19 protein-coding genes and 1 tRNA gene are annotated in these 23,387 nt (G+C 71.4%); 16 read left to right on the top strand and 4 right to left on the bottom strand.

All coding sequences use genetic code 11. The features are described from left to right. Positions 1-31: 31 nt before the first annotated feature. Positions 32-1,663, bottom strand: a complete 1,632-nt coding sequence (locus tag ACZ46W_RS27695; RefSeq protein WP_468342889.1) for a beta-N-acetylhexosaminidase — start codon at positions 1,661-1,663, stop codon at positions 32-34. A gap of 131 nt (positions 1,664-1,794) precedes the next feature. Here ACZ46W_RS27695 and ACZ46W_RS27690 point away from each other — a divergent pair, with 131 nt between their 5' ends. From ACZ46W_RS27690 to glmS, 3 genes are all read left to right on the top strand, one after another. Beyond that, entirely contained in the window at positions 1,795-2,676 is an 882-nt protein-coding gene (locus ACZ46W_RS27690; RefSeq protein ID WP_468342886.1) for a DUF4429 domain-containing protein, read from the top strand. 75 nt (positions 2,677-2,751) lie between these two features. Next, positions 2,752-3,027, top strand: coding sequence for a hypothetical protein (locus tag ACZ46W_RS27685; RefSeq protein WP_064069380.1), 276 nt, complete (start codon positions 2,752-2,754; stop codon positions 3,025-3,027). Positions 3,028-3,074: 47 nt separating this feature from the next. Further along, positions 3,075-4,892, top strand: a complete 1,818-nt coding sequence (gene glmS, locus ACZ46W_RS27680) for a glutamine--fructose-6-phosphate transaminase (isomerizing) (protein WP_468342883.1) — start codon at positions 3,075-3,077, stop codon at positions 4,890-4,892. A gap of 180 nt (positions 4,893-5,072) precedes the next feature. Here the strand turns inward: glmS and ACZ46W_RS27675 are convergent, their stop codons facing one another. After that, positions 5,073-5,642: a GPR1/FUN34/YaaH family transporter gene (locus tag ACZ46W_RS27675; RefSeq protein ID WP_468342880.1), complete on the bottom strand. Its 570-nt coding sequence runs from the start codon at positions 5,640-5,642 to the stop codon at positions 5,073-5,075. A 151-nt stretch (positions 5,643-5,793) separates the two neighbouring features. Further along, a complete protein-coding gene (locus ACZ46W_RS27670) occupies positions 5,794-6,315 on the bottom strand; it encodes a universal stress protein (RefSeq protein ID WP_468342877.1) in 522 nt (173 codons plus the stop codon). 571 nt (positions 6,316-6,886) lie between these two features. On the opposite strand from ACZ46W_RS27670, the gene ACZ46W_RS27665 reads away from it, so the two are divergent. From ACZ46W_RS27665 to ACZ46W_RS27640, 6 genes are all read left to right on the top strand, one after another. After that, a complete protein-coding gene (locus ACZ46W_RS27665) occupies positions 6,887-7,207 on the top strand; it encodes a hypothetical protein (protein ID WP_468342875.1) in 321 nt (106 codons plus the stop codon). A 377-nt stretch (positions 7,208-7,584) separates the two neighbouring features. After that, complete coding sequence (locus tag ACZ46W_RS27660) at positions 7,585-8,832, top strand: helix-turn-helix domain-containing protein (protein ID WP_468342872.1); 1,248 nt, start codon at positions 7,585-7,587, stop codon at positions 8,830-8,832. A gap of 85 nt (positions 8,833-8,917) precedes the next feature. Further along, on the top strand, positions 8,918-9,517 hold the full coding sequence (gene orn, locus ACZ46W_RS27655) for an oligoribonuclease (RefSeq protein ID WP_468342869.1): 600 nt from the start codon (positions 8,918-8,920) through the stop codon (positions 9,515-9,517). A 111-nt stretch (positions 9,518-9,628) separates the two neighbouring features. Beyond that, positions 9,629-9,701, top strand: a tRNA-His gene (locus ACZ46W_RS27650). 198 nt (positions 9,702-9,899) lie between these two features. Beyond that, positions 9,900-11,726 carry a rhamnogalacturonan lyase gene (locus ACZ46W_RS27645; protein WP_468342866.1) on the top strand — a complete coding sequence of 609 codons (1,827 nt, stop codon included), beginning with the start codon at positions 9,900-9,902 and terminating at the stop codon, positions 11,724-11,726. 579 nt (positions 11,727-12,305) lie between these two features. Continuing rightward, positions 12,306-14,033: a glycoside hydrolase family 6 protein gene (locus ACZ46W_RS27640; RefSeq protein ID WP_468342863.1), complete on the top strand. Its 1,728-nt coding sequence runs from the start codon at positions 12,306-12,308 to the stop codon at positions 14,031-14,033. A gap of 138 nt (positions 14,034-14,171) precedes the next feature. Here the strand turns inward: ACZ46W_RS27640 and ACZ46W_RS27635 are convergent, their stop codons facing one another. Further along, entirely contained in the window at positions 14,172-15,224 is a 1,053-nt protein-coding gene (locus tag ACZ46W_RS27635) for a LacI family DNA-binding transcriptional regulator (RefSeq protein WP_468342860.1), read from the bottom strand. A gap of 231 nt (positions 15,225-15,455) precedes the next feature. Between ACZ46W_RS27635 and ACZ46W_RS27630 the strand changes: the two genes are divergently transcribed. The 7 genes from ACZ46W_RS27630 (at position 15,456) to ACZ46W_RS27600 (ending at position 23,317) form a co-directional block, all read left to right on the top strand. Beyond that, positions 15,456-16,799, top strand: coding sequence for an ABC transporter substrate-binding protein (locus tag ACZ46W_RS27630; protein ID WP_468342857.1), 1,344 nt, complete (start codon positions 15,456-15,458; stop codon positions 16,797-16,799). 17 nt (positions 16,800-16,816) lie between these two features. Next, complete coding sequence (locus tag ACZ46W_RS27625; protein WP_468343409.1) at positions 16,817-17,797, top strand: carbohydrate ABC transporter permease; 981 nt, start codon at positions 16,817-16,819, stop codon at positions 17,795-17,797. 2 nt (positions 17,798-17,799) lie between these two features. After that, the gene (locus ACZ46W_RS27620; protein WP_468343406.1) at positions 17,800-18,642 is read left to right on the top strand and encodes a carbohydrate ABC transporter permease; all 843 of its coding nucleotides are present in this window, start codon (positions 17,800-17,802) and stop codon (positions 18,640-18,642) included. Between the two features lie 60 nt (positions 18,643-18,702). Beyond that, a complete protein-coding gene (locus tag ACZ46W_RS27615) occupies positions 18,703-20,145 on the top strand; it encodes a GH1 family beta-glucosidase (RefSeq protein ID WP_468342854.1) in 1,443 nt (480 codons plus the stop codon). Between the two features lie 87 nt (positions 20,146-20,232). Next, the gene (locus ACZ46W_RS27610) at positions 20,233-21,531 is read left to right on the top strand and encodes an ABC transporter substrate-binding protein (RefSeq protein WP_468342851.1); all 1,299 of its coding nucleotides are present in this window, start codon (positions 20,233-20,235) and stop codon (positions 21,529-21,531) included. Positions 21,532-21,536: 5 nt separating this feature from the next. Then, a complete protein-coding gene (locus tag ACZ46W_RS27605) occupies positions 21,537-22,502 on the top strand; it encodes a carbohydrate ABC transporter permease (RefSeq protein ID WP_468342848.1) in 966 nt (321 codons plus the stop codon). A 17-nt stretch (positions 22,503-22,519) separates the two neighbouring features. Next, positions 22,520-23,317 (top strand): carbohydrate ABC transporter permease, encoded by a 798-nt coding sequence (locus tag ACZ46W_RS27600; protein ID WP_468343403.1) that lies wholly within the window; start codon positions 22,520-22,522, stop codon positions 23,315-23,317. Positions 23,318-23,387: the final 70 nt, after the last annotated feature.

Below are 23,387 nucleotides of genomic sequence, written 5' to 3'. Positions count from 1 at the left end.
CGGGCGCCGGCTCCTTTCCGGCCGACCCCGCCTACTCCGTCCTCCACGGCACCTGCGGCGACCGGTAGAAGTCGACGCCCAGTGCCGCCAGGCGCGGCCCCTGCCCCGCGAGCCGCTGCTTGTACGCCTCCCAGTCGTGCGAGGCGGCCGGGGACCAGCCCAGCTCGGCGGCGCCGAGCAGCCTGGGGAACGCCATGTGGTCGATGTGCGCGTTCGACGAGATGGTCTCCGTCCACAGCGGCGCCTCGACGCCGGCGACGGCCGAAGCGGGCACGCCCGGGAGGTAGGTCGCCGGGTCCCAGTCGTACGAGCGCCGGACCTCGACGTACCCGGCCCAGGACAGGCCGAGCGGGGTGTCCTTGGTGTACTTCATGTCGAGGTAGAGCCGGTCGGCGGGCGACAGGATCAGCCCGGTGCCGTTCTGCGCGGCCCGCGCCACCCGCGCCTTCTCGGCGTCGCTGGTGCGGTCCAGGCCCCAGTACTGGGCGAGGGCGCCCTTGGCGGGGTTCGCGCCGGTGAGCTGGTGCCAGCCGATGACGGTCTTGCCGTACTTCGCCACGGTCGCCTGGGCCCGGTCCATGAAGGCGACGTAGTCCTCGTGGCTGGTGGAGTGCGCCTCGTCGCCGCCGATGTGGATGTACCGGCCGGGGGTGAGCGCGGCGAGCTCGCGGATGACGTCGTCGACGAAGTCGTAGGTGATGTCCTTGCCCACGCACAGGCTGCTGAAGCCGACGGCCGTGCCCGTGTAGAGGGGCGGGGCGACGCCGTCGCAGTTCAGCTCGGCGTACGAGGCGAGGGCGGCGTTGGTGTGGCCGGGCATGTCGATCTCGGGCACGACCTCCAGGTGGCGGGAGGCGGCGTGGGCGACGATGTCCCTGTACTGGGCCTTGGTGTAGTAGCCGCCGGGCCCGCCGCCGACCTGGGTGGAGCCGCCGTAGGTGGCCAGGCGCGGCCAGGAGTCGACGGCGATGCGCCAGCCCTGGTCGTCGCTCAGGTGCAGGTGCAGCTTGTTGATCTTGTAGAGCGCCATCCGGTCGATGTAGCGCTTGACCTGCTCGACGGTGAAGAAGTGCCGGGAGACGTCGAGCATCGCGCCCCGGTAGCCGAAGCGGGGCGTGTCGGTGATGGTGCCGCCCGCGACCTGCCAGGGGCCGCTTTGGCGGGTGCCCTCCTCTATGGAGGCCGGCAACTGCTGCCGCAGCGTCTGGACGCCGTGGAAGAGCCCGGCGGGCGTGCGGGCGGTGACGGTGACGCCCCGGCGACCGGACTCCATCCGGTAGCCCTCCTCGCCCAGCGCCGACTCACGGCCGCTGAGCCGCAGCCGGATGCCACCGGGCCCCTCGTCGTCGTCCACGACGGGCAGCGCGTACCCGGTGGACGGCCGCAGCACGTCCGCGAGGTACGCCCCGATCCGGCGCGCCTCGCGCGAGTCGTCGTCCACGTGGATGCGGGTGCGCGCGGTGAGGGTGTACGGGCTGCCACCGGGGCGTACGGAGGCGGGTACGGGCACGATGTCGCCGAGCGGCCGGGGGCCCGACGCGGCGGCGGCCCGGCCGGGCGCGGCACCACCGGGCGCGGCCCCGATGCCGGCGGCCCCGGCCGCCACGACGAGCAGCAGCGAGCCGAGGAGGCGGAGGCGGGGGAACGTTCTGTGCTGTCTCACGAGCTGGTCCCTTCGACGGGCCTCGCAACTGTGGTGCAGAGCAACCGAACGGTCACCATGCGTACCGTGCGCCTCAGGACGGGTCAAGGTGTAGACCACTTCCCGCCCCCTCCAATGCCAGAATCCTCCCCATGACGGAGATCATCCAGAAGGACGGGACCTGGAGTTTCGACGGGGACGTCATACGTATCGTGCCGGGTGGCGACAAGAGCGTGGGGCCGCTGCGCAGGACGCTCGGCGAAGTGACCGTTCCGCTGCGGGCGTTGGCCGGGATCTCGTTCGAGGCGGGGAAGAAGGCGGGCCGGCTGCGGTTGCGGCTGCGGGACGGCGCCTGCCCGCTGCTCCAGATCACCGGCGGCGGGCTGGCGGACGGCTCCGATCCGTACCGGCTGGCGGTGGCGAACGACCGCGGCGGGGTGGCGGAGTACTTCGTGGACGAGGTGCGCCACGCGCTGCTGCTGGAGCAGGTGGAGAGCGGACCCGTGGACACCTACCTGCTCCCGGTGCCGTCCCTGCCGATCACCGTCGGCGCGGGCGACGCCACGGTGACGTTCGACGGGGAACGCGTCCGCCTGGAGTGGAACTGGAAGACCGAGGAGTCCAAGGCGTCCGGGGGCGACCGCACCCTGGCGGTGGCCGACGTCCGGGCCGTGGAGTGGCTGCCGGCCGCCGGGCTGGAGAACGGCTACCTGCGCTTCCGTACCGACGGCACGGCGGCCGCTCCCCCGGCGCCCAAGTACGACCCGCACGCCGTGGAGCTGTGGGGCTTCCGCAAGGACCCGCTGATGGCGCTGGTCGGCGCCGCCGTGGTGGCGCGGCTGCCGCACCCGAACGCCCCGGTGGCCGCCCTCCCGGCGGCGGAAGCACCGCCCGCACCGGAGCCGGCGCCCGCCGCCGCCGACCATGACGTACTGCTGCGGCGGCTGCGGGAGCTGGGCGAGCTGCACCGGACCGGGGTCCTCACCGACGACGAGTTCGCCACCGCGAAACAGGCGGTTCTCAAGCAACTCTGACCAAAACGGACTCATCTCTGCCCGATATCGGGCAGGATTTTTGCCATCCATACCCGTGTCCTTCACTATCTACGGGTGCTCGAACACCGCCCGTCGCACGACGACCTCATCGACCACCTGGTCCGCAGCACCGCGCTCCAGCGCGGTGAGGCCGCCCGGGTGGTGCTCGACGTGCTGGCGTACTTCGACGAGACGACCGAGGAGTTCGTCCGCCGCCGCCACCGCGAGCTGCAATCCGGTGGCGAGGTGAACGCCACGATCTTCGAGCGCATCGCGGCCGAGCTGCCGCACCGCGCCGTGGCGCCCCCGGAGCTCTCGCTCCGGCAACTGCGCCGCATCGTCTACGGCTGAACGTCTCGGGCCGAGCACACACCACACACCTGGAGGGGCAACACTTTATGTGCGGAATCGTCGGTTACATCGGTAAGCGTGACGTGGCTCCGCTGCTGCTGGAAGGTCTGGCGCGGCTGGAGTACCGGGGATACGACTCGGCGGGCATGGTGATCACCAGCCCGAAGTCCACCGGCCTGAAGATGGTCAAGGCCAAGGGCAGGGTCCGTGACCTGGAGGCCCGGGTCCCCAAGCGCTTCACCGGCACCACCGGCATCGCCCACACCCGCTGGGCCACGCACGGCGCCCCGAGCGACATCAACTCGCACCCGCACATGGACCCCGAGAACAAGGTCGCGGTCGTCCACAACGGCATCGTCGACAACGCCCAGGAGCTGCGCGCCAAGCTCGAGGCGGACGGCGTGGTCTTCGCCTCCGAGACCGACACCGAGGTCCTCACCCACCTGATCGCCCGCTCCCAGGCCGAGACCCTGGAGGAGAAGGTCCGCGAGGCGCTCAAGGTCGTCGAGGGCACGTACGGCATCGCCGTCATGCACGCCGACTTCAACGACCGCATCGTCGTCGCCCGCAACGGCTCCCCGGTCGTCCTCGGCATCGGCGAGAAGGAGATGCTCGTCGCCTCCGACATCGCCGCGCTGATCGCCCACACCCGCCAGATCGTCACCCTCGACGACGGCGAGATGGCCACCCTCAAGGCCGACGAGTTCCGCACGTACACCACCTCGGGCACGCTGACCACCGCCACCCCCGAGACCGTGGAGTGGGAGGCCGCCTCCTACGACATGGGCGGTCACGACACGTACATGCACAAGGAGATCTCGGAGCAGGCCGACGCCGTCGACCGCGTCCTGCGCGGCCGCATCGACGAGAAGTTCTCCACCGTGCACCTGGGCGGCCTCAACCTGGACGCCCGCGAGGCCCGTGGCATCCGCCGCGTCAAGATCCTCGGCTGTGGAACCTCGTACCACGCCGGCATGATCGGCGCCTCGCTGATCGAGGGCCTGGCCCGCATCCCGGCCGACTCCGAGCCGGCCTCCGAGTTCCGCTACCGCAACCCGGTCGTGGACCCCGACACGCTCTACATCGCCGTCTCGCAGTCCGGTGAGACGTACGACGTGCTGGCCGCCGTCCAGGAGCTCAAGCGCAAGGGCGCCCGCGTCCTCGGCGTGGTGAACGTGGTCGGCTCCGCCATCGCCCGCGAGGCGGACGGCGGCGTGTACGTGCACGCCGGCCCGGAGGTCTGCGTGGTCTCCACCAAGTGCTTCACCAACACGGTCGTCGCCTTCGCCCTGCTCGCCCTGCACCTGGGCCGTATCCGCGACCTGTCGGTCGCCGACGGCAAGCGGATCATCGAGGGCCTGCGCAAGCTGCCCGGCCAGATCCAGGAGATCCTCAAGGGCGAGGAGGACATCAAGAAGCTCGCCGCCGTGTACGCGGACGCCAAGTCGATGATGTTCATCGGCCGTGTCCGGGGCTACCCGGTCGCCCTGGAGGCCTCCCTGAAGCTCAAGGAGATCTCCTACATCCACGCCGAGGCGTACCCCGCCTCCGAGCTCAAGCACGGCCCGCTCGCGCTCATCGAGCCCGCCATGCCGACCGTCGCGATCGTCCCGAACGACTCCCTGCTGGAGAAGAACCGGGCCGCGATGGAGGAGATCAAGGCCCGCAGCGGCAAAATCCTCGCGGTCGCGCACCAGGAGCAGGAGAAGGCGGACCACACGATCATCGTCCCGAAGAACGAGGACGAGCTCGACCCGATCCTGATGGGCATCCCGCTCCAGCTCCTCGCCTACCACACCGCCCTGGCCCTCGGCCGGGACATCGACAAGCCGCGCAACCTCGCCAAGTCCGTCACGGTCGAGTAAATCCCGCCCGTGACAACGGCAGCGACAATTGAGCAACCCCCGCGGCGAGCAACCACCTCCGCGAGAGCGGCGGCGGTTTAGCCGCAAAAGGGGGCGACCCCCGGCGCGTGCCACCAACGCGCCGGGGGTCACCCTTTTCGTACGGCCGGTGCCGCCCTTGCACCGGCCTCAGTGGCCGCTTCAGCCGGTGGCCGTCACACCCCGGCCCGCGGCGCGCCCTTTGAGCGTCGGCCACTTGGCGAGCGACGCGGTCGCGCCGTACCAGGCGCCGAGGCCCGCCAGCGCGGCAGCCCAGCCGCCGATCCGCCCGAGCGCGGAGGCGTCCGCGAAGGCGCCGATGCCGGAGAGCAGCAGGGAGAGCGTCAGCAGCCCGTACACGCCCTGACCGAGCAGCCCGCTGCCGGAGGCGGCCGTGGTCAGGGTGAGCGACAGCATCGCCCACAGGACCATGAACAGCCCGGCGGCCTCGGCGGAGACCGCGCCGCCGTCCACTCCGTTGCCCCAGGCGAACCAGAAGGCGCCGAGGCCGGCGAAGGCGGTGCCGGTGCGGCCGTTGCCCGCGCGCAGTTCGAGGAGGCCGGCGGCGAAGAGGGCGACCCCGCCGACCCAGGTGGCGAGGGCCGCGGCGTCGGAGGCCGCGACGTTGTCGATCACACCGGTGCCGCCGACGCCGTACGCCAGCAGCGTCAGACCGAGTGCGAGGTGGCCGAGAGTAGAGGTGGTGCTCCCCGCAGAGACGTCGTTGTCCACGGCGGGCTCCCTTCATGCTCATGTGCAGTTGTGCTGCTTCCCAGCCACCTGGATATACCCTTCACAAGCGCACAACCCACCTCGCGGGGCGGCCGAATTTCGCCTACGGGGAGGGAAATTGACGCCGCATCACCGGCGGATAACGGCGGGGCTACGGGATGACGACGACCGGCCGCTGCGCGCGCCGCGCGAGCCGTCCGGCGACCGAGCCGAACATGCGGCCGACGATCCCGTGCGTGGAGCCGACGACGATGGCGTCGGCCGAGTACTCGCGGCCGACCTCCTCCAGCTCGTGGCAGATGTCCCCGCCGCGCTCGACGAGGATCCACGGCACCTCGGAGAGGTAGTCCGCACAGGCCAGCTCCAGACCGAGGACCTCGGTGCGGTGGTCCGGTACGTCGACGAAGACGGGCGGCTCGCAGCCGGCCCACACGGTGGTGGGCAGCCGGTTCGCCACGTGCACGATGATCAGGCCGGAGCCGGACCGCCGGGCCATGCCGATGGCGTACGCGAGCGCCCGCTCACTGGAGGTCGAGCCGTCGAAGCCGACCACCACTCCGTGCTGGAAGGCGGGGTCGCAGGAGTGGCGCGTCTCTTCCGCCGCGAGGGGGTCGACCGGGGAGTCGGCGACCTGCCTGCGGTCCGCGGGTTCAGGGAATTCGTGACCGGCCATCGGTGTCTCGGCGAAGAAGTCCTCTTGGGAAGGAGCAGGGGTGCAACGGTTGGCGGCGGAGGTGTGTCCGGGAATCATCTTCCCAACCCCATACCCCCAAGGGTACGGCGGCACTCCTCCGCTGCCCAGTGCCCGCCACCCTGCTGCGGCGGCACACGGCGTTCCAGGGAGCATGCACGAGCCGGTCCCGTATGGCAATGCCGGATGCCCCTTACAGCGGTCCGCCGCCCGCCGCCGGGACCGCCCCGGAACCGCCCCGACCGCACCGCCACGGCCTCCCCACCGGCGCCGTGGCCACCCGGGCGGCCACTCACCAGCCCAGGCGGCCACTCACCGGCCCGGGCGGCCGGAGGCCCGCAGGCGCCCGGCCCGCCGGACGGCCACCCCGCCGCCACCCCGCCGGGACGGCCACCCCGCGCCGCGCACCTGCCGTAGCCGCCCGACCACGCTCCGCAGCCGGGCCCGCCCCCCCCCTGCCCGGCCATCCGGCCCCGGGGGCAGTGACCGGGGCGGCCGGTCGTCGTTGGCCACACGGTCCGACCGGTCATACCGCAGCCAGCAGGGAGCCCCCGTGCCCGCACACCCGCCCGCCCCCGCCCCGTCGTCCGCGTCCGAGTCGGCGAGCGACGTGGTCCGCTGGGCGGCCTTCAGTTGCGCCCTGGTCCCCGTGATCCTCCTCGTGTACGGCACGTCCTTCGGCGGCGCCGCCGGGACCGCCGTCGGGCTGGCCGCCGTGACCGCCGCCTGCCGGGTGCTGCTGCGCCGCTCGGAGCGGATGGCCGAGGAGAGCCGGCGGCCGGCCGCGCCGCACCGCGGCGGCCGGCACTCGCGACCCGGCACCGGAGCGCACCGAGGGGGCCGCCGCGGTGCGGGGTGTGCGCCCGTGGACTGACGCGTTCGCACACTCGCGCCCGTATGTTTTCAGCCAACTTCAGCGCACTGGCCATTCCTTGCCAGAATGGCCTGCCAACCCCCTTGTCACCAGGCGAGAAAGGACCGAGGGGGCCGCTCGCACCCTACGTGGATGGGCCATGCGCGCGAGGCGCACTTCCCTGCGGAGTCCGCGAGTGGAACGCTTCGTGATCGAATGCTTCGCGCCAAGTTGCCTTGTCGACATAGTGCCGAATACGGAACTTGTCGCTCCGGTGCCACGGGACACAGTAGATTCGATCATGACTATCGAAGACTGGGGACTCGTGCAAAACCGAGGGGAATCGTGCAGGAGCGACAGGACCTAGGAGACGCGAACACCGAGGGGGGCTTAGCGTCATGAGCCAGGACTCCGCCGCACCGGAGACCGGACGCAAACTGTCCGGCCGGCGCCGTCGCGAGGTCGTCGCAGTGCTGCTGTTCAGCGGCGGCCCCATCTTCGAGAGTTCGATCCCACTCTCGGTGTTCGGGATTGACCGCCAGGACGCCGGAGTTCCGCGCTACAGGCTGCTCGTCTGCGCGGGCGAGGACGGACCGCTGCGGACCACCGGCGGGCTCGAACTGACCGCGCCGTACGGGCTGGAGGCCATCAGCCGGGCCGGCACCGTCGTCGTACCGGCCTGGCGGTCGATCACCTCGCCGCCACCGGCCGAGGCGCTCGACGCGCTGCGCCGCGCACACGAGGAGGGCGCCCGCATCGTCGGCCTGTGCACCGGCGCGTTCGTGCTCGCCGCCGCCGGTTTACTGGACGGGCGGCCCGCCACCACGCACTGGATGTACGCGCCGACGCTCGCCAAGCGCTATCCGTCGGTCCATGTGGACCCGCGGGAGCTGTTCGTCGACGACGGCGACGTACTCACCTCCGCCGGAACGGCGGCCGGGATCGACCTCTGTCTGCACATCGTGCGCACCGACCACGGGACGGAGGCGGCCGGGGCACTCGCCCGCCGGCTCGTCGTGCCGCCCCGGCGCAGCGGCGGACAGGAGCGTTATCTCGACCGGTCGCTGCCGGAGGAGATCGGCGCCGACCCGCTGGCCGAGGTGGTCGCCTGGGCGCTGGAGCACCTCCACGAGCAGTTCGACGTGGAGACGCTGGCGGCCCGCGCGTACATGAGCCGGCGGACCTTCGACCGGCGCTTCCGCTCACTGACGGGGTCCGCCCCGCTCCAGTGGCTGATCACCCAGCGGGTGCTCCAGGCGCAGCGGCTGCTGGAGACGTCCGACTACTCGGTCGACGAGGTGGCCGGGCGCTGCGGCTTCCGCTCGCCCGTCGCGCTGCGCGGGCACTTCCGCCGCCAGCTCGGCTCCTCGCCCGCCGCCTACCGGGCCGCCTACCGGGCCCGGCGCCCGCAGGGCGACCCGGCGGGGCCGTCGGGGCCGCCGGGCATGGTGGAGTCGATGGTGCCGTCCCAGGTGCCGTCGGCGGCGAGACGGGCGGCCGCGGCGTCCACCGCGGCGGGCCCGACGGCGACCTCCGCGGCCCCGCCGGAGCACGGGCACGGCCACGCACACGGGCACGGCAAGGCGCACGCGGACGCCTTCACGGGCGGCCGGGCGGCCCTCCCGGGCCAGCGCAGCGCGCCGTAGCGGGCGCCCACCGCCATCGAGGGGCGGCCGTCGAGGGGAAGCGGACACGCGTCCCCCCGGCGGCCGCCCCTCTAAGGTAGGACGCATGAACGATCGCATGGTGTGGATCGACTGCGAGATGACCGGGCTCTCGCTGACGGATGACGCACTCATCGAGGTGGCCGCACTGGTCACCGACTCGGAACTGAACGTACTCGGTCAAGGTGTGGACATCGTGATCCGCCCGCCGGACGCGGCGCTGGAGACCATGCCCGACGTGGTGCGCCAGATGCACACCGCCTCGGGGCTGCTGGACGAGCTCCCCCACGGCACCACCCTCGCCGACGCCGAGGAGCAGGTCCTCGCCTACGTACGCGAACACGTCAAGGAGCCCGGCAAGGCCCCGCTGTGCGGGAACTCGGTCTCCACCGACCGCGGCTTCCTGCTGCGTGACATGCCGACGCTGGAGGACTACCTCCACTACCGGATCGTCGATGTCTCCTCGGTCAAGGAGCTGGCCCGCCGCTGGTACCCGAGGGCGTACTTCAACAGTCCGGAGAAGGCCGGCAACCACCGGGCGCTCGCCGACATCCGTGAGTCCATCGCCGAGCTGCGCTACTACCGCGAGGCGATCTTCGTCCCGCAGCCCGGCCCGGACTCGGAGACGGCGAAGCAGATCGCCGCGCGCCACGTCCTGCCGGAGTAGCCCGGCGACCGGCTCCCGGGCACGTCACCCGGCCGCCCGAAAGGCGGGAGCGAGCACCCTCCCGGACCCTGTACACTTTTTCTCGGCCGGTCGGGAAAAAGACCGGTCGTGGTGGGTATAGCTCAGTTGGTAGAGCACCTGGTTGTGGTCCAGGATGTCGCGGGTTCGAGTCCCGTTACTCACCCTGATCGATCGAGGCCCCGGTTCATGGAACCGGGGCCTCGGCCGTTTCCGGGCGACGTCGTTCCCGGCGAGGTCCGGCAACGCTTCCCCGCGCAGTGGCGACTGTGAGGTACGCAACACGACCCTCTCCCCCACAGGAGGAATCGTGCACCACCCACAGCACCGGATCCCCCGCACGAGACGTCGCCGTTCCGCCCTCATGGCCACCGTCACCGTCTGTGCCCTTCACGCGTCCCCCGCCGTGGCGGCCGAGGCCGCGGCCGCCCGGCAGGTGGAGCGGCTCGACCGGGGCGTCGTCAGCGTCCACACCGGGACCGGCAACCTGGTCGGCTGGCGGTGGCTCGGCACCGACCCCGACACCGTGGCGTTCAACGTCTACCGGGCCGGTACGAAGGTGAACGCCACGCCCGTCACCGGCGCCACCAGCTACTTCCACCCCGGCGCGCCCAGCCACGCCGACTACACCGTCCGCGCCGTCGTGGACGGCGTCGAGCAGGGCGACTCCGTCCACGCCGTGCAGTTCCGGGCCGGCTACAAGGACGTGCCCATCACGCCGCCCGCCGGGGGCACGACGCCGGACGGGGTGGCGTACACGTACGAGGCGAACGACGCGTCCGTCGGCGACCTCGACGGCGACGGCGCGCTGGACTTCGTCCTCAAGTGGCAGCCCACCAACGCCAAGGACAACTCGCAGTCCGGCCACACCGGCAACACGGTCGTCGACGGCATCCGGCTCGACGGCACCCGGCTGTGGCGGATCGACCTGGGGCGCAACATCCGCTCCGGCGCGCACTACACACAGTTCCAGGTGTACGACTACGACGGCGACGGGCGGGCCGAGGTCGCCATGAAGACCGCCGACGGGACCGTCGACGGGACGGGGAAGGCCATCGGCAACGCGTCCGCCGACCACCGGAACGGCAGCGGGTACGTCCTCGCCGGGCCCGAGTACCTCACCATGTTCAACGGCCGTACCGGAGCCGCCATGGGGACGGTCGACTACGTGCCGCCGCGCGGCAACGTGGCGTCCTGGGGCGACGGTTACGGCAACCGCGTCGACCGGTTCCTCGCCGGGACCGCGTACCTGGACGGCACCCGGCCCTCGCTCATCATGGCGCGCGGGTACTACACCCGGACCGTGATCGCGGCCTGGGACTGGCGCGAGGGGCGGTTCACCCGGCGCTGGACCTTCGACTCCAGCTCCTCGACGAACGCGGGCAAGGGCTACGACGGGCAGGGCAACCACAGCCTGTCGGTGGCGGACGTGGACGGCGACGGGCGGGACGAGGTCGTGTACGGGGCGATGACCGTGGACGACAACGGCAACGGGCTGTGGACGACGCGGCTCGGGCACGGAGACGCGGGCCACGTCGGGGACCTGAACCCGGCCCGGGCGGGGCTGGAGTACTTCAAGGTGTCCGAGGACAGCGCCAAGCCCGGCTCCTGGATGGCCGACGCCCGTACCGGTCAGATGCTGTGGCAGACCGCGTCGGGCGGCGACAACGGCAGGGGCGTCTGTGCCGACGTCCACGCCGGCTCGCCCGGCGCCGAGTCGTGGTCGGCCACCGACACCACGCTGCGCTCGGCGACCGGGGCCCCGCTCGGGCGGGAGCCGTCGAGCGTCAACTTCGTGAGCTGGTGGGACGGGGACACCACCCGTGAGCTGCTGGACGGCACCCGGATCGACAAGTACGGCACCGGTGGTGACACCAGGCTGCTGACCGGCGCCTCCGTGGCGTCCAACAACGGCACCAAGGCGACCCCGGCGCTCTCCGGTGACATCCTCGGCGACTGGCGCGAGGAGGTGGTGTGGCGTACGTCGGACAACCGGGCGCTGCGGATTCACTCGACGCCGTACGAGACGGGCACGAGGATCACCACCCTGCTGCACGACACCATGTACCGCACGGGGCTGGCGTGGCAGAACACCGCCTACAACCAGCCCCCGCACCCGAGTTTCCACATCGGGGCCGGGATGCGCGCGGCACCCCGGCCGGCGGTCACCACCCCGGTCACCGCCCCGTAGCGTCGCCGTAGTCGATGCCTGACGGCGCCGTTGCCGGGGTCCACCTGTTGCGAGCGCCAGGCCGAGGAGGAGGTTGCGCGTTCTGGTGTTCCGCCTTCTGCGCACGGGGGCTTCCTCTCGGAGTGGGGAATCGTCGTGCACAAGCCTTGAACCAGTGGGAGCGCTCCCACTATGAGGAGAGGGAGGCGAGCGGTCAAGGTGCTTGAAGAGTCGAAGAAAATCGACAGCGAAAATTGACGGCCCCTCTGTTCCTTGACGGAACTTGCCGCTACGGTCTGCTGCACCAGTGGGAGCGGTTCCATTTTTTCGGTCGGCGCATGGTCGCACGGGCCTTCGCACGCCCACCGGGCGCTCGCTCCTCCCACCACCCGCCGCGGCTCGTGGCAGGTGACTCGGCGACGCGCTCGTACGCCTGATCAGCGACTGAGCGACTCAGCGACGACCACGGCACGTCCCCGCACGTTCCGCATGTTCCGCACGTCTCCGTACGTCCGCATGTCTCCGCACGTCTCCGTACGTATCCGTCACAGGGCCGCGCGACCACCGACGCGCGCCCTCGACCGAGAGGTAGCACCGGACATGAGCCGCAGCAGAACCGCCGCACCGCCCTCCCGCCGCACCGCGTTACTGGCCGCCTGCACCCTGATGGCGGCGACCGGCGCCACCGCCACCGCGCTGAGCACCACGGCCGGCGCAGCCGCCCCGGGCTGCCGGGTCGACTACCAGGTCACCAACCAGTGGAGCACCGGCTTCGGCGCCAACGTCACCGTCACCAACACCGGTGACCCGGTGAGCTCCTGGACCCTGGAGTGGACCTACGCTGGCGACCAGCGCATCACCCAGTCCTGGAACGCGACCACCACGCAGACCGGCGCCGCCGTCACCGCCAGGAACGTGTCGTACAACGGCAGCCTGGCCACCGGTGGTTCCGCCTCCTTCGGCTTCAACGCCTCCTACAGCGGCACCAACGCCGTACCCACGACGTTCAAGCTGAACGGCGTGACCTGCAACGGCGGCCCGACGGACCCGCCGACCGACCCGCCGCCGCCCGTCGGCACCCGCGTCGACAACCCGTACGCGGGCGCCAAGGTGTACGTGAACCCCGAGTGGTCCGCGAAGGCCGCCGCCGAGCCGGGCGGCACCCGGATCTCCAACCAGCCGACCGGCGTCTGGCTGGACCGCACCGCCGCGATCAACGGTGTGAACGGCGGCATGGGCCTGCGCGCCCACCTCGACGAGGCGCTGCGCCAGAAGGGCACCGGCGAACTCGCCGTCCAGTTGGTCATCTACAACCTGCCGGGCCGCGACTGCGCCGCCCTCGCCTCCAACGGCGAGCTGGGCCCCACGGAGATCGACCGCTACAAGCGGGAGTACATCGACCCGATCGCGGCGATCCTGGCCGACCCGAAGTACGCGGGCCTGCGCATCGTCACGACGGTCGAGCTCGACAGCCTGCCGAACCTCGTCACGAACGTGACGCCGCGCCCGACCGCCACGCCGAACTGCGACGTGATGAAGGCGAACGGCAACTACATCAAGGGCGTGGGCTACGCGCTGGCCAAGCTGGGCGCCGTCAAGAACGTCTACAACTACGTGGACGCGGGCCACCACGGCTGGCTGGGCTGGGACGACAACTTCGGCGCGTCCGCCCAGCTCTTCAAGCAGGCGGCGACGGCCGAGGGCTCGACGGTCGCCAACGTGCACGGCTTCATCGTGAACACGGCGAACTACAGCGCGCTGAAGGAGGACCACTTCACGATCAACGACACCGTGAACGGCGTGTCGGTGCGCCAGTCGAAGTGGGTCGACTGGAACCGGTACACCGACGAGCTGTCGTACGCGCAGGCCATGCGGGCGGAGCTGATCCGGATCGGCTTCTCGTCGAACCTCGGCATGCTGATCGACACCTCCCGCAACGGCTGGGGCGGCACGGCCCGCCCGACCGGCCCCGGCGCGCAGACGAACGTCGACACGTACGTCGACGGCGGCCGCTACGACCGCCGTATCAACCCCGGCAACTGGTGCAACCAGGCGGGCGCCGGTCTCGGTGAACGCCCGAAGGCCGCGCCCGCGGCGGGCATCGACGCGTACGTCTGGATGAAGCCGCCGGGCGAGTCGGACGGGGCGAGCCGCGAGATCCCGAACGACGAGGGCAAGGGCTTCGACCGCATGTGCGACCCCACGTACACGGGCAACCCGCGGAACAACTACAACATGTCGGGCGCCCTCCCCGACGCCCCGCTCTCGGGCAAGTGGTTCTCGGCCCAGTTCCAGGAGCTGATGAAGAACGCCCACCCGGCGCTCTGACCACCGCCCGCCCTGACCCCGCCCCCGGTGACCGTCACGGCCACCGGGGGCGGACCCGGTCCGGTAAGACACCGCCCACCCGGGCCGGCCCACACGGCCAACGTGAACGAAACGCCCGCCCCGAGGGGCTGCCCCGCGTCACGTCGAGTCGCGGACCACCAGTTCCGTCGGCAGGACGACCTGGCTCGGCTCGGTGCCGGTGCCGGTGATCTCCTGGAGCAGTACGCGGGCCATGCGGCGGCCCATCTCCTCGATCGGCTGGCGCACGCTCGTGAGCGGCGGGTCCATGAGGCGGGCCACCGCCGAGTCGTCGACGCCGATGAGCGCCACGTCGTCGGGGACGCGCCGGCCCGCCTCGCGCAGCACGCTCCGGGCGCCCGCCGCCATGACGTCCGAGGCGGCGAAGACGCCGTCCACGTCGGGGCAGCGGTCCAGCAGCTCCCGCATGGCGCGGCGGCCGCCCTCCTCGGTGAAGTCGGCGGCGGCGACCAGCCGGTCGTCGGCCGGGAGGCCCGCCGCCTCGATGCCCTGGCGGTAGCCGTCGAGGCGGCAGCGTGCCACGTACATGTCGAGCGGTCCCGTGATGGTCGCGATCCGGCGGCGGCCCCGCCCGGTGAGGTGGTCGACGGCCGAGCGGCCGGCGCCCACGTTGTCGGAGTCGACGTAGGCCACGGGCTCGTCGCCGGACCGGCGGCCGTTCAGCACGGCGGGCAGGCCCAGTTCCCGCGCGAGGTCCGGCAGCGGGTCGTCCCCGTGGATGGACACCAGCAGCACACCGTCCACCCGCTGGGCGGACAGGTACTGCTCGAACCGCTGCCGCTCCTTGCTGGACCGGATCAGCGTCAGCAGGAGCTGCATGTCCGCGTCCGCGAGTTCGGCGCTGACGCCCCTGATGATGTCGAGGAAGTACGGCTCGGCGAACAGACGGGCCTCGGTCTCGGGTATCACCAGGGCGATGGCGTCCGTGCGGGCGCCGGCCAGCGCACGGGCGGCGCGGTTGGGGACGTACCCCAGCTCGGCGATGGCCTGGCCGACCGCCTCCTTCGCCCGGTCGCTGACCCGCGGCGACCCGTTGATCACCCGGGACACGGTGCCGCGCCCGACACCCGCCCGGGCCGCGACCTCCTCCAGCGTGGGCCTGCCGGTCTGCCGTCCACTCACCGCATCGGTCTCCCATCGAACCTTGAGCATCGAACATCGAAAGCCGGTGGCTGTCGTCAACCTAGAGGGTGCCCCTCCGCGGCGGCGAGCGGGAGTACCGGTTCGCAAACCCGTCATGGGAGCGCTCCCACCGTAGAGGAAAGCACCGCCGGCCGCCACCGACGACTTTGCGCACGCGCCTTGACACCCGTACCCGGCAGGCAGCAACCTTCCGGGCATGGCGCGGTGGGAGCGCTCCCACCACCGGACGAGGAGAGTGGAATGCGCACTTCCAGAAGTACCCGCGGCCGCCGCCGCCCCGCATCCGCGGCCGTCGCGGCGTTCATCGCCGGCGCGGCCCTGATCACCGGATGCAGCAGCGACGGCGGTGGCTCCGGCGGGGCCACCGGCGACGAGAAGATCACCCTGCGCATAGGAACCTTCGGTTCCTTCGGCTACGACGACGAGAACGGCGCCAAGCTCTACGCCGAGTACGAAAAGCTCAACCCGCACATCACGATCGTCGAGTCGAACGTCGCCGACGGCCAGAAGTACTGGGACACGCTGAAACTGCGCCTCTCCCGCAACAGCGGCCTCGCCGACATCCAGGCCATCGAGGTCGGCTACATCGCCGAGGCCATCGGACCCACCATGGCGAACAAGTGGGTGGACCTGTCCAGGACCGGCGGCGCGGACACCTCCGCCTTCCTCGACTGGAAGGTCAAGCAGGCGACGACGGCCGACGGCAGGGTCATCGGCCTCGGGACGGACATCGGGCCGATGGCCATCTGCTACAACAAGGACCTCTTCGCCAAGGCCAAGCTCCCCACGGACCGCACCGAGGTCGCCAAGCTGTGGGCGGGCGACTGGGCGAAGTTCGTCGCCACCGGCAGGACGTACCAGAAGAACGCCCCGGCCGGGACCGCGTTCCACGACTCCGCGAGCGGCCTGTTCAACGCCGTGCTCTCCAGCCAGCCGCAGCAGTACGCCAACGCCGAGGGCGAGCTCGACTACGAGAACAGCCCGGGTGTGCGCAAAGCCTGGGACCTGGCCGTCGAGGCCGCACAGGGCGGGATCACCGCCAAGCTGCGGCAGTTCGACGAGAAGGGCACCTGGAACGCCGGGTTCAAGAACTCCCGGTTCGCCACCGTGGCCTGCCCGAGCTGGATGACCGGCATCATCAAGGACCAGGCCGGACCGGCCAACAAGGGCAAGTGGGACATCGCGAGCCCACCGGTCGCCGGCAACTGGGGCGGCTCCTTCCTCGCCGTACCGAAGGCGGGCAAGCACACGGCGGAGGCCGCCAAGCTCGCCGCCTGGCTGACGGCGCCCGAACAGCACGCCAAGGTGTTCGGCGTCAACGGCAACATCCCGTCCACCAAGGAGACGCTCGCCTCGGCGGCCGTGCAGAACGCCAAGATCCCGTACTTCGGTGACACGCCCGTCGGCAGGATCTACTCGGAGGCCGCGGCCGGCATCACGCCCGCGCCGGTCAGCCGCTACGACGGCCAGGTGAAGACGTTCATCACCGACAACGGCATCCTCGACATCGAGCAGCGCGGGACGGCGCCGGACGCGGCCTGGGAGAACGTCAGGAAGCTGATCGACGACAAGATCGACCCGTGACCTGGAAGGACGCCCCCGTGGCCACCTCCGTCCGCGCGGCGGCCGACCGCGTGCCACCGCCCGATCCGCCCGCCGCCCGCGGGACCCCCGGGGCCGACTGGCGCAGTCGCCTCTACCGGTGGGACCTCAAGGCGTCCCCGTACGCGTTCGTCTCGCCGTTCTTCCTCTGCTTCGCCGCCTTCGGGCTCTTCCCCCTCGTTTACACGGGCTGGCTCTCGCTGCACCGCGTGGAGCTGGGCGGGGAGGCGGAGTGGCGCGGCTTCGGCAACTACACGGGTCTGTGGGACAGCGACTTCTTCTGGAACGCGCTGGCGAACACGTTCACCATCGGCGTCATCTCCACCGTCCCGCAGTTGCTGATGGCGCTGGGGCTGGCCCACCTGCTCAACTACCGACTGCGCGGCCGGGGGTTCTTCCGGGTCGCGGTCCTGGCGCCGTACGCCACGTCGATCGCCGCCGCGACGCTGGTCTTCGCCCAGTTGTTCAACAGCGACTACGGGCTGATCAACACCGTGCTGGGGTGGGTCGGGTTCCAGCCGGTCGACTGGGAGTCGTCCAAGTGGCCGGCCCAGGTCGCGATCTCGGTGATCGTCATCTGGCGGTGGACCGGCTACAACGCGCTCATCTACCTCGCCGCCATGCAGGCCGTGCCCCAGGACCTGTACGAGGCCGCCTCGCTGGACGGGGCGTCGCGCTGGCGGCAGTTCGTCAGTGTGACCATTCCGTCGATCCGTCCGACCATCCTGTTCACCATCGTGGTGTCGACGATCGGCGCGACCCAGTTGTTCGGTGAGCCGATGCTGTACGGCGGGAGCCTCGGGGTGAGCGGCGGCAGCGGGAACCAGTTCCAGACGCTGAGCCTGCTGATGTACGAGAAGGGCTGGGTGACCGGGGCGCTGGGGCAGGCGTCCGCCATCGCGTGGGTGATGTTGCTGATCCTGCTGGTGATCGGTGCCGTCCGGCTGCTCATCGCCAAGCTGAACAGGGAGACGGCGTGAAGATGAAGCAGGTGGCGGGGCGTCAGCACCACGCCGGGCCGCTGACGTACGTCCTGCTGGGGCTGGCCACCCTGGTCTCGCTCTTCCCGCTGTACTGGAACCTCGTCGCCGCCTCGCACACCGGTGAGCGGGTCGTGGCGGCTCCGGCGCCGCTGCTGCCGGGACCGCACCTCCTGGACAACCTCACCTTCGCCTGGAACCAGGTGGACATGGGTGAGGCGCTGGTCAACACCACGGTGGTGGCCGGGCTGGTGGCGGTGTCGACGGTGGTCTTCTCCACGCTCGCGGGTTTCGCCTTCGCCAAACTGCCGTTCCGGGGCCGCAATGTACTGCTGGCGCTGGTGGTGGCGACGATGACGATCCCGCCGCAGCTCAGCGTGATCCCGCTGTACCGGATCATCACCGACCTGGGGTGGGTGGACCAGCTCCAGTCGGTGGTGCTGCCGTCGCTGGTGGCGGCGTTCGGGGTGTTCTTCATGCGCCAGTACCTGCTGGAGGCGCTGCCCGTGGAGCTGGTGGAGGCGGCGCGGGTGGACGGGGCGCACAGCCTGCGGATCATCTGGCACGTCGTCTTCCCGGTGGCGCGGCCCGCCATGGCCGTGCTGGGCATGCTGGTCTTCGTGCAGGCCTGGAACGACTTCTTCTGGCCGTTCATCGCGCTGACGCCGGACGGCGATCCGACGCTCCAGGTGGCGCTGGCCGGGCTCGGCTCGGGGAACCACACCGTCAACCAGGCGATCGTGCTGACCGGCGCGCTGCTCTCCACCCTGCCGCTGCTGCTGGTGTTCGCGGTGCTCGGCAAGCACATCGTGGGTGGCATCACCTCGGGCGCGGTCAAGAGCTGACCGCGCGCGGTCGATTCCGTACGTACCACCATTCTCATTCTGCGTTGGGAGCGCTCCCGTATGACTGCGTCCGATTCCCTGCCGCTGACGGCGACCCGCCGGTTTCCGCCCGGTTTCCTGTGGGGCGCGGCCACCGCCGCGTACCAGATCGAGGGGGCGGCGGCCGAGGACGGCCGTACCCCGTCCATCTGGGACACCTTCTCCCGTACGCCCGGGAAGGTCTTCGAGGGCCATACGGGCGATGTGGCGGTCGACCACTACCACCGGTTCCGTGACGATGTGGCGCTCATGGCGGACCTGGGGCTGAGCGCGTACCGCTTCTCCGTCTCCTGGTCGCGGGTGCAGCCGACCGGGCGCGGCCCCGCCGTGCAGAAGGGCCTGGACTTCTACCGCCGGCTGGTGGACGACCTGCTCGCGCACGGCATCGAGCCGGTCCTGACCCTGTACCACTGGGACCTGCCGCAGGAGCTGGAGGACGCGGGCGGCTGGCCGCACCGGGCCACGGCCGAGCGGTTCGCCGAGTACGCCGGGATCGTCGCCGGCGCGCTCGGTGACCGCGTCGGCCGCTGGACCACCCTCAACGAGCCCTGGTGCAGCGCCTTCCTCGGGTACGGCTCCGGCGTCCACGCCCCGGGGCGCACCGACCCGGTCGCCGCCCTGCGCGCCGCCCACCACCTGAACCTGGGGCACGGGCTGGCGGTCCGGGCGCTGCGCGCCGCGCTGCCGCCGCGCGCGGAGATGTCCGTCTCGCTGAACCTGCACGAGCTGCGGCCGCTCACCTCGGCGCCCGTGGACCTGGACGCGGTGCGCCGGATCGACGCGGTGGGCAACCGGATCTGGCTCGGGCCCATGCTGAACGGCGCCTACCCGGACGACCTGGTGCGGGACACCGCCCACCTCACCGACTGGGGGTTCATCCGTCCCGGCGACCTCACCGACATCCACCAGCCCCTGGACACCCTGGGCATCAACTACTACACGCCCACCGTGGTGGCGGCGGCCCGCGAGGGCGCCGAAGGGCCGCGCGACGACGGCCACGGCGCCAGCGCGTACTCACCCTGGCCGGGCTCGGAGGACGTCGCCTTCCACCAGCCGCCCGGCGAGCGGACCGCGATGGGCTGGGCCGTCGACCCGACGGGCCTGTACGACCTGCTGCTGCGGGTGGCCGGTGAGTACCCGGGCCTGCCGCTGCTGATCACCGAGAACGGCGCGGCGTACGAGGACGAGGTGGCCGCCGACGGCTCGGTCCACGACCCGGAGCGCCTCGCGTACGTGCACGGCCACCTGGACGCGGTGCACCGGGCGATCTCCGACGGGGCGGACGTGCGCGGGTACTTCCTGTGGTCGTTGCTGGACAACTTCGAGTGGGCGTACGGCTACGCGAAGCGGTTCGGCGCGGTGCACGTCGACTACGACACGCAACGGCGTACGCCGAAGTCCACGGCCCACTGGTACGCGCGCGTGGCCCGTTCCGGTGAACTGCCCGCGCTCGACGGGGCGTAACCGGCACCGGTGGGTTCAGGCCGAGGCGCCCGGGCCGGCCCGGGCGCCTCGGCGCGTCGCGCTCCCGTTTGCGTACAGAATCGGCTCATGCGCGCACACATCCGCCGGTTCCGGAGGCGGGCCCTGCTGCTCGCGGCCGTCGTGGCGCTCGGCGCGGCCCCGGCCGCCGGCTGCGCCCACGGCGACCCGGCCGGCCGGACCACGCTGACCGTGGGCCTGTTCGGGACGTTCGGGTACGAGGAGGCCGGGCTCTACGCCGAGTACATGAGGCTGCACAAGGACGTCGTCATCGAGCAGACGTCCATCCAGCGCAACGAGAACTACTACCCGCAGCTCCTCACCCACCTGGTCTCCGACAGCGGCCTGGCCGACATCCAGGCCGTCGAGGCGATCAACATCGCGGAGGTCACGGCCACCCAGGCGGACAAGCTGGAGGACCTCGGCAGCGCGCCCGGGGTGCGCCGGGAGGACTTCCTGCCGTGGAAGTGGGCGCAGGCCACCACGAGGGACGGCCGCACGGTCGGGCTCGGCACCGACATCGGGCCGCAGGGCGTCTGCTACCGCAAGGACCTCTTCGCCGGGGCCGGGCTGCCGACCGACCGGGAGGCGGTGGGCCGGCTCTGGGCGGGCCACTGGCGGAAGTTCCTGGAGACGGGCAAGCGGTACCGGGCGAAGGCCCCGGCGGGCACCGCGTTCACCGACTCGGCCTCGGGCGTCCTGTCGGCCATCACCGGCAGCAGCGCCCGGCGGTACTACGACGAGGACGGCACCGTCGTCTACAAGACGAACCCGGCCGTGCGCGAGGCGTGGGACATCGCCGCCTCGTTCGCCACCGAGGGGCTGACGGCCCGGCTCCAGCAGTTCACGCCCGCCTGGGACCAGGCGTTCGCGAACGGCACGTTCGCCACCGTCTCCTGCCCCGCCTGGATGCTCGGCTACATCGAGGACAAGGCGGGCCCGGCGGGCGAGGACAAGTGGGACGTGGCGGCCGCGCCCCGGCCCGGCAACTGGGGCGGTTCCTTCCTGGTCGTACCGAGGTCGGGCGAGCACCGGGCGGAGGCGGCGCGGCTGGCGGCCTGGCTGACGGCGCCCGCGCAGCAGGCCAAGCTGTTCCAGCGGCGCGGCAGCTTCCCCAGCGCGTCCGCCGCCCACGCCCTCCCGGCCGTCGCGGGGGCGAGGCACCCGTACTTCGGCGACGCCCCGATCGGCCGGATCTACACCCGTGCCGCTCAGGGCGTCCCGGTGACGGTCCTCGGCCCGAAGGACCTGGTCATCGCGCAGAACCTGGCCGACGTCGGCATGCTCCAGGTGGACCAGAAGGGCCGGCGGCCCGAGGACGGCTGGGACGAGGCGGTCAGGACCATCGACAACGCACTGGACCTGTGAGCGCCATGGCGAGCGACACGACGACGACCCCCTTGCCGGAGCCCCGCGTGGAGCGGATCGCCCCGCGCGGGCGCACGCGCCGGTGGGGCGCGCGGTGGACCCCGTACGCGTACATCGCGCCGTTCTTCGTCCTCTTCGCCGCGTTCGGGCTCTTCCCGCTCCTGTACACCGGCTGGGCCTCGCTGCACCGGGTGGAGCTGACCGCGCCCACCGACATGGAGTGGGTGGGGCTGCGCAACTTCTCCCGCCTGCTGGAGGACGAGTTCTTCTGGAACGCCCTCGGGAACACGGTCACCATCGGGCTGCTGTCCACCGTCCCGCAGTTGCTGATGGCCCTCGGCATCGCGCACCTGCTCCACCACCGGCTGCGCGGCTCGATGTTCTTCCGCGTCGTCGCCCTCACTCCGTACGCCACGTCCGTCGCGGCCGCGACGCTCGTGTTCGTGCTGCTGTTCGGCCGGGACTTCGGCTTCGTCAACTGGGCGCTGGGGTTCGTCGGCATCGACCCGGTGGACTGGCAGAACGGCCGGTGGACCTCCCAGATCGCGGTGTCGACGATCGTCATCTGGCGGTGGACCGGCTACAACGCGCTGATCTACCTCGCCGCGATGCAGGCCGTGCCCGGCGAGCTGTACGAGTCGGCGGCGCTGGACGGCGCCTCGCGGTGGCGGCAGTTCGTGCACGTGACGGTGCCGTCGCTGCGGCCGACGATCCTGTTCACGTGCGTCGTGTCGACAATCGGCGCCACCCAGTTGTTCGGGGAGCCGCTGCTGTTCAACGGCAGCGCGGGCGCGACGGGCGGCTCGGAGCACCAGTTCCAGACGCTCGGGCTGTACCTGTACGAGCAGGGCTGGGTGAACCTGCACCTGGGCCGCGCTTCGGCGATCGCGTGGGCGATGTTCCTGATCCTCGTCCTCCTCGGGGCGGCCGTCGCACTGATCAACGCCTACCGGAGGAGGAGGTCGGGTTGAGGGCTCGTCCGGGCTGGATGACGTACGCCGTGCTCGTCGTCTTCGCCGTGCTGTCGTTGTTCCCGCTCGTGTGGACGGCGATCGCGGCGTCCAGCAGCAACGGCCGGCTGGCGCGGACACCGCCGCCCTTCTGGTTCGGCGGCAATCTCCTCAAGAACCTGGGCATCGCCTGGACCGACGCCGACATGGGCCTGGCGCTGCTCAACACGACGATCGTGGCGGGCACGGTCGCGGCGGGCACGGTCCTGTTCTCCACGCTCGCCGGTTTCGCCTTCGCCAAGCTGCGGTTCCGCTTCAAGAACGTGCTCCTGCTGCTGGTGATCGGCACGATGACGGTGCCGCCGCAGCTCAGTGTCGTCCCGCTGTTCATGCTGGTCGCCGAACTCTCCTGGACGGACCGGCTCCAGTCCGTGGTCCTGCCGGCGCTGGTGAGCGGCTTCGGGGTGTTCTTCATGCGCCAGTACCTGGTGCGGGCGCTGCCCACCGAGCTGATCGAGGCGGCCCGGGTGGACGGCGCGGGCGGCCTGCGGGTGGTGTGGCACGTCGTCTTCCCGGCGGCCCGGCCCGCGATGGCGGTGCTGGCCATGCTGACGTTCGTGATGGCCTGGAACGACTTCTTCTGGCCGATCATCGCCCTCACCCAGAGCAACCCGACGGTCCAGGTGGCCCTCACGTCCCTCGGCCGCGGCTACATCCCCGACCAGTCGGTCATCATGGCGGGCGCGCTGCTGGGCACGCTGCCGCTGCTGCTCGCGTTCGTGGTCTTCGGCCGGCAGATCGTCGGCGGCATCATGCAGGGCGCGGTGAAGGGCTGAGCCGGGAGCCGGGATGGGGCGCGCTCCGGCCGGGTGGGGGGCGGGCCCGGCCGGAGCGCTCGGCAGGTGG

Source organism: Streptomyces sp. NPDC031064 (assembly GCF_055570965.1).
The sequence above is the reverse complement of the archived record's forward strand: the minus strand, read 5'-3'. Positions and strand labels throughout refer to the sequence as shown.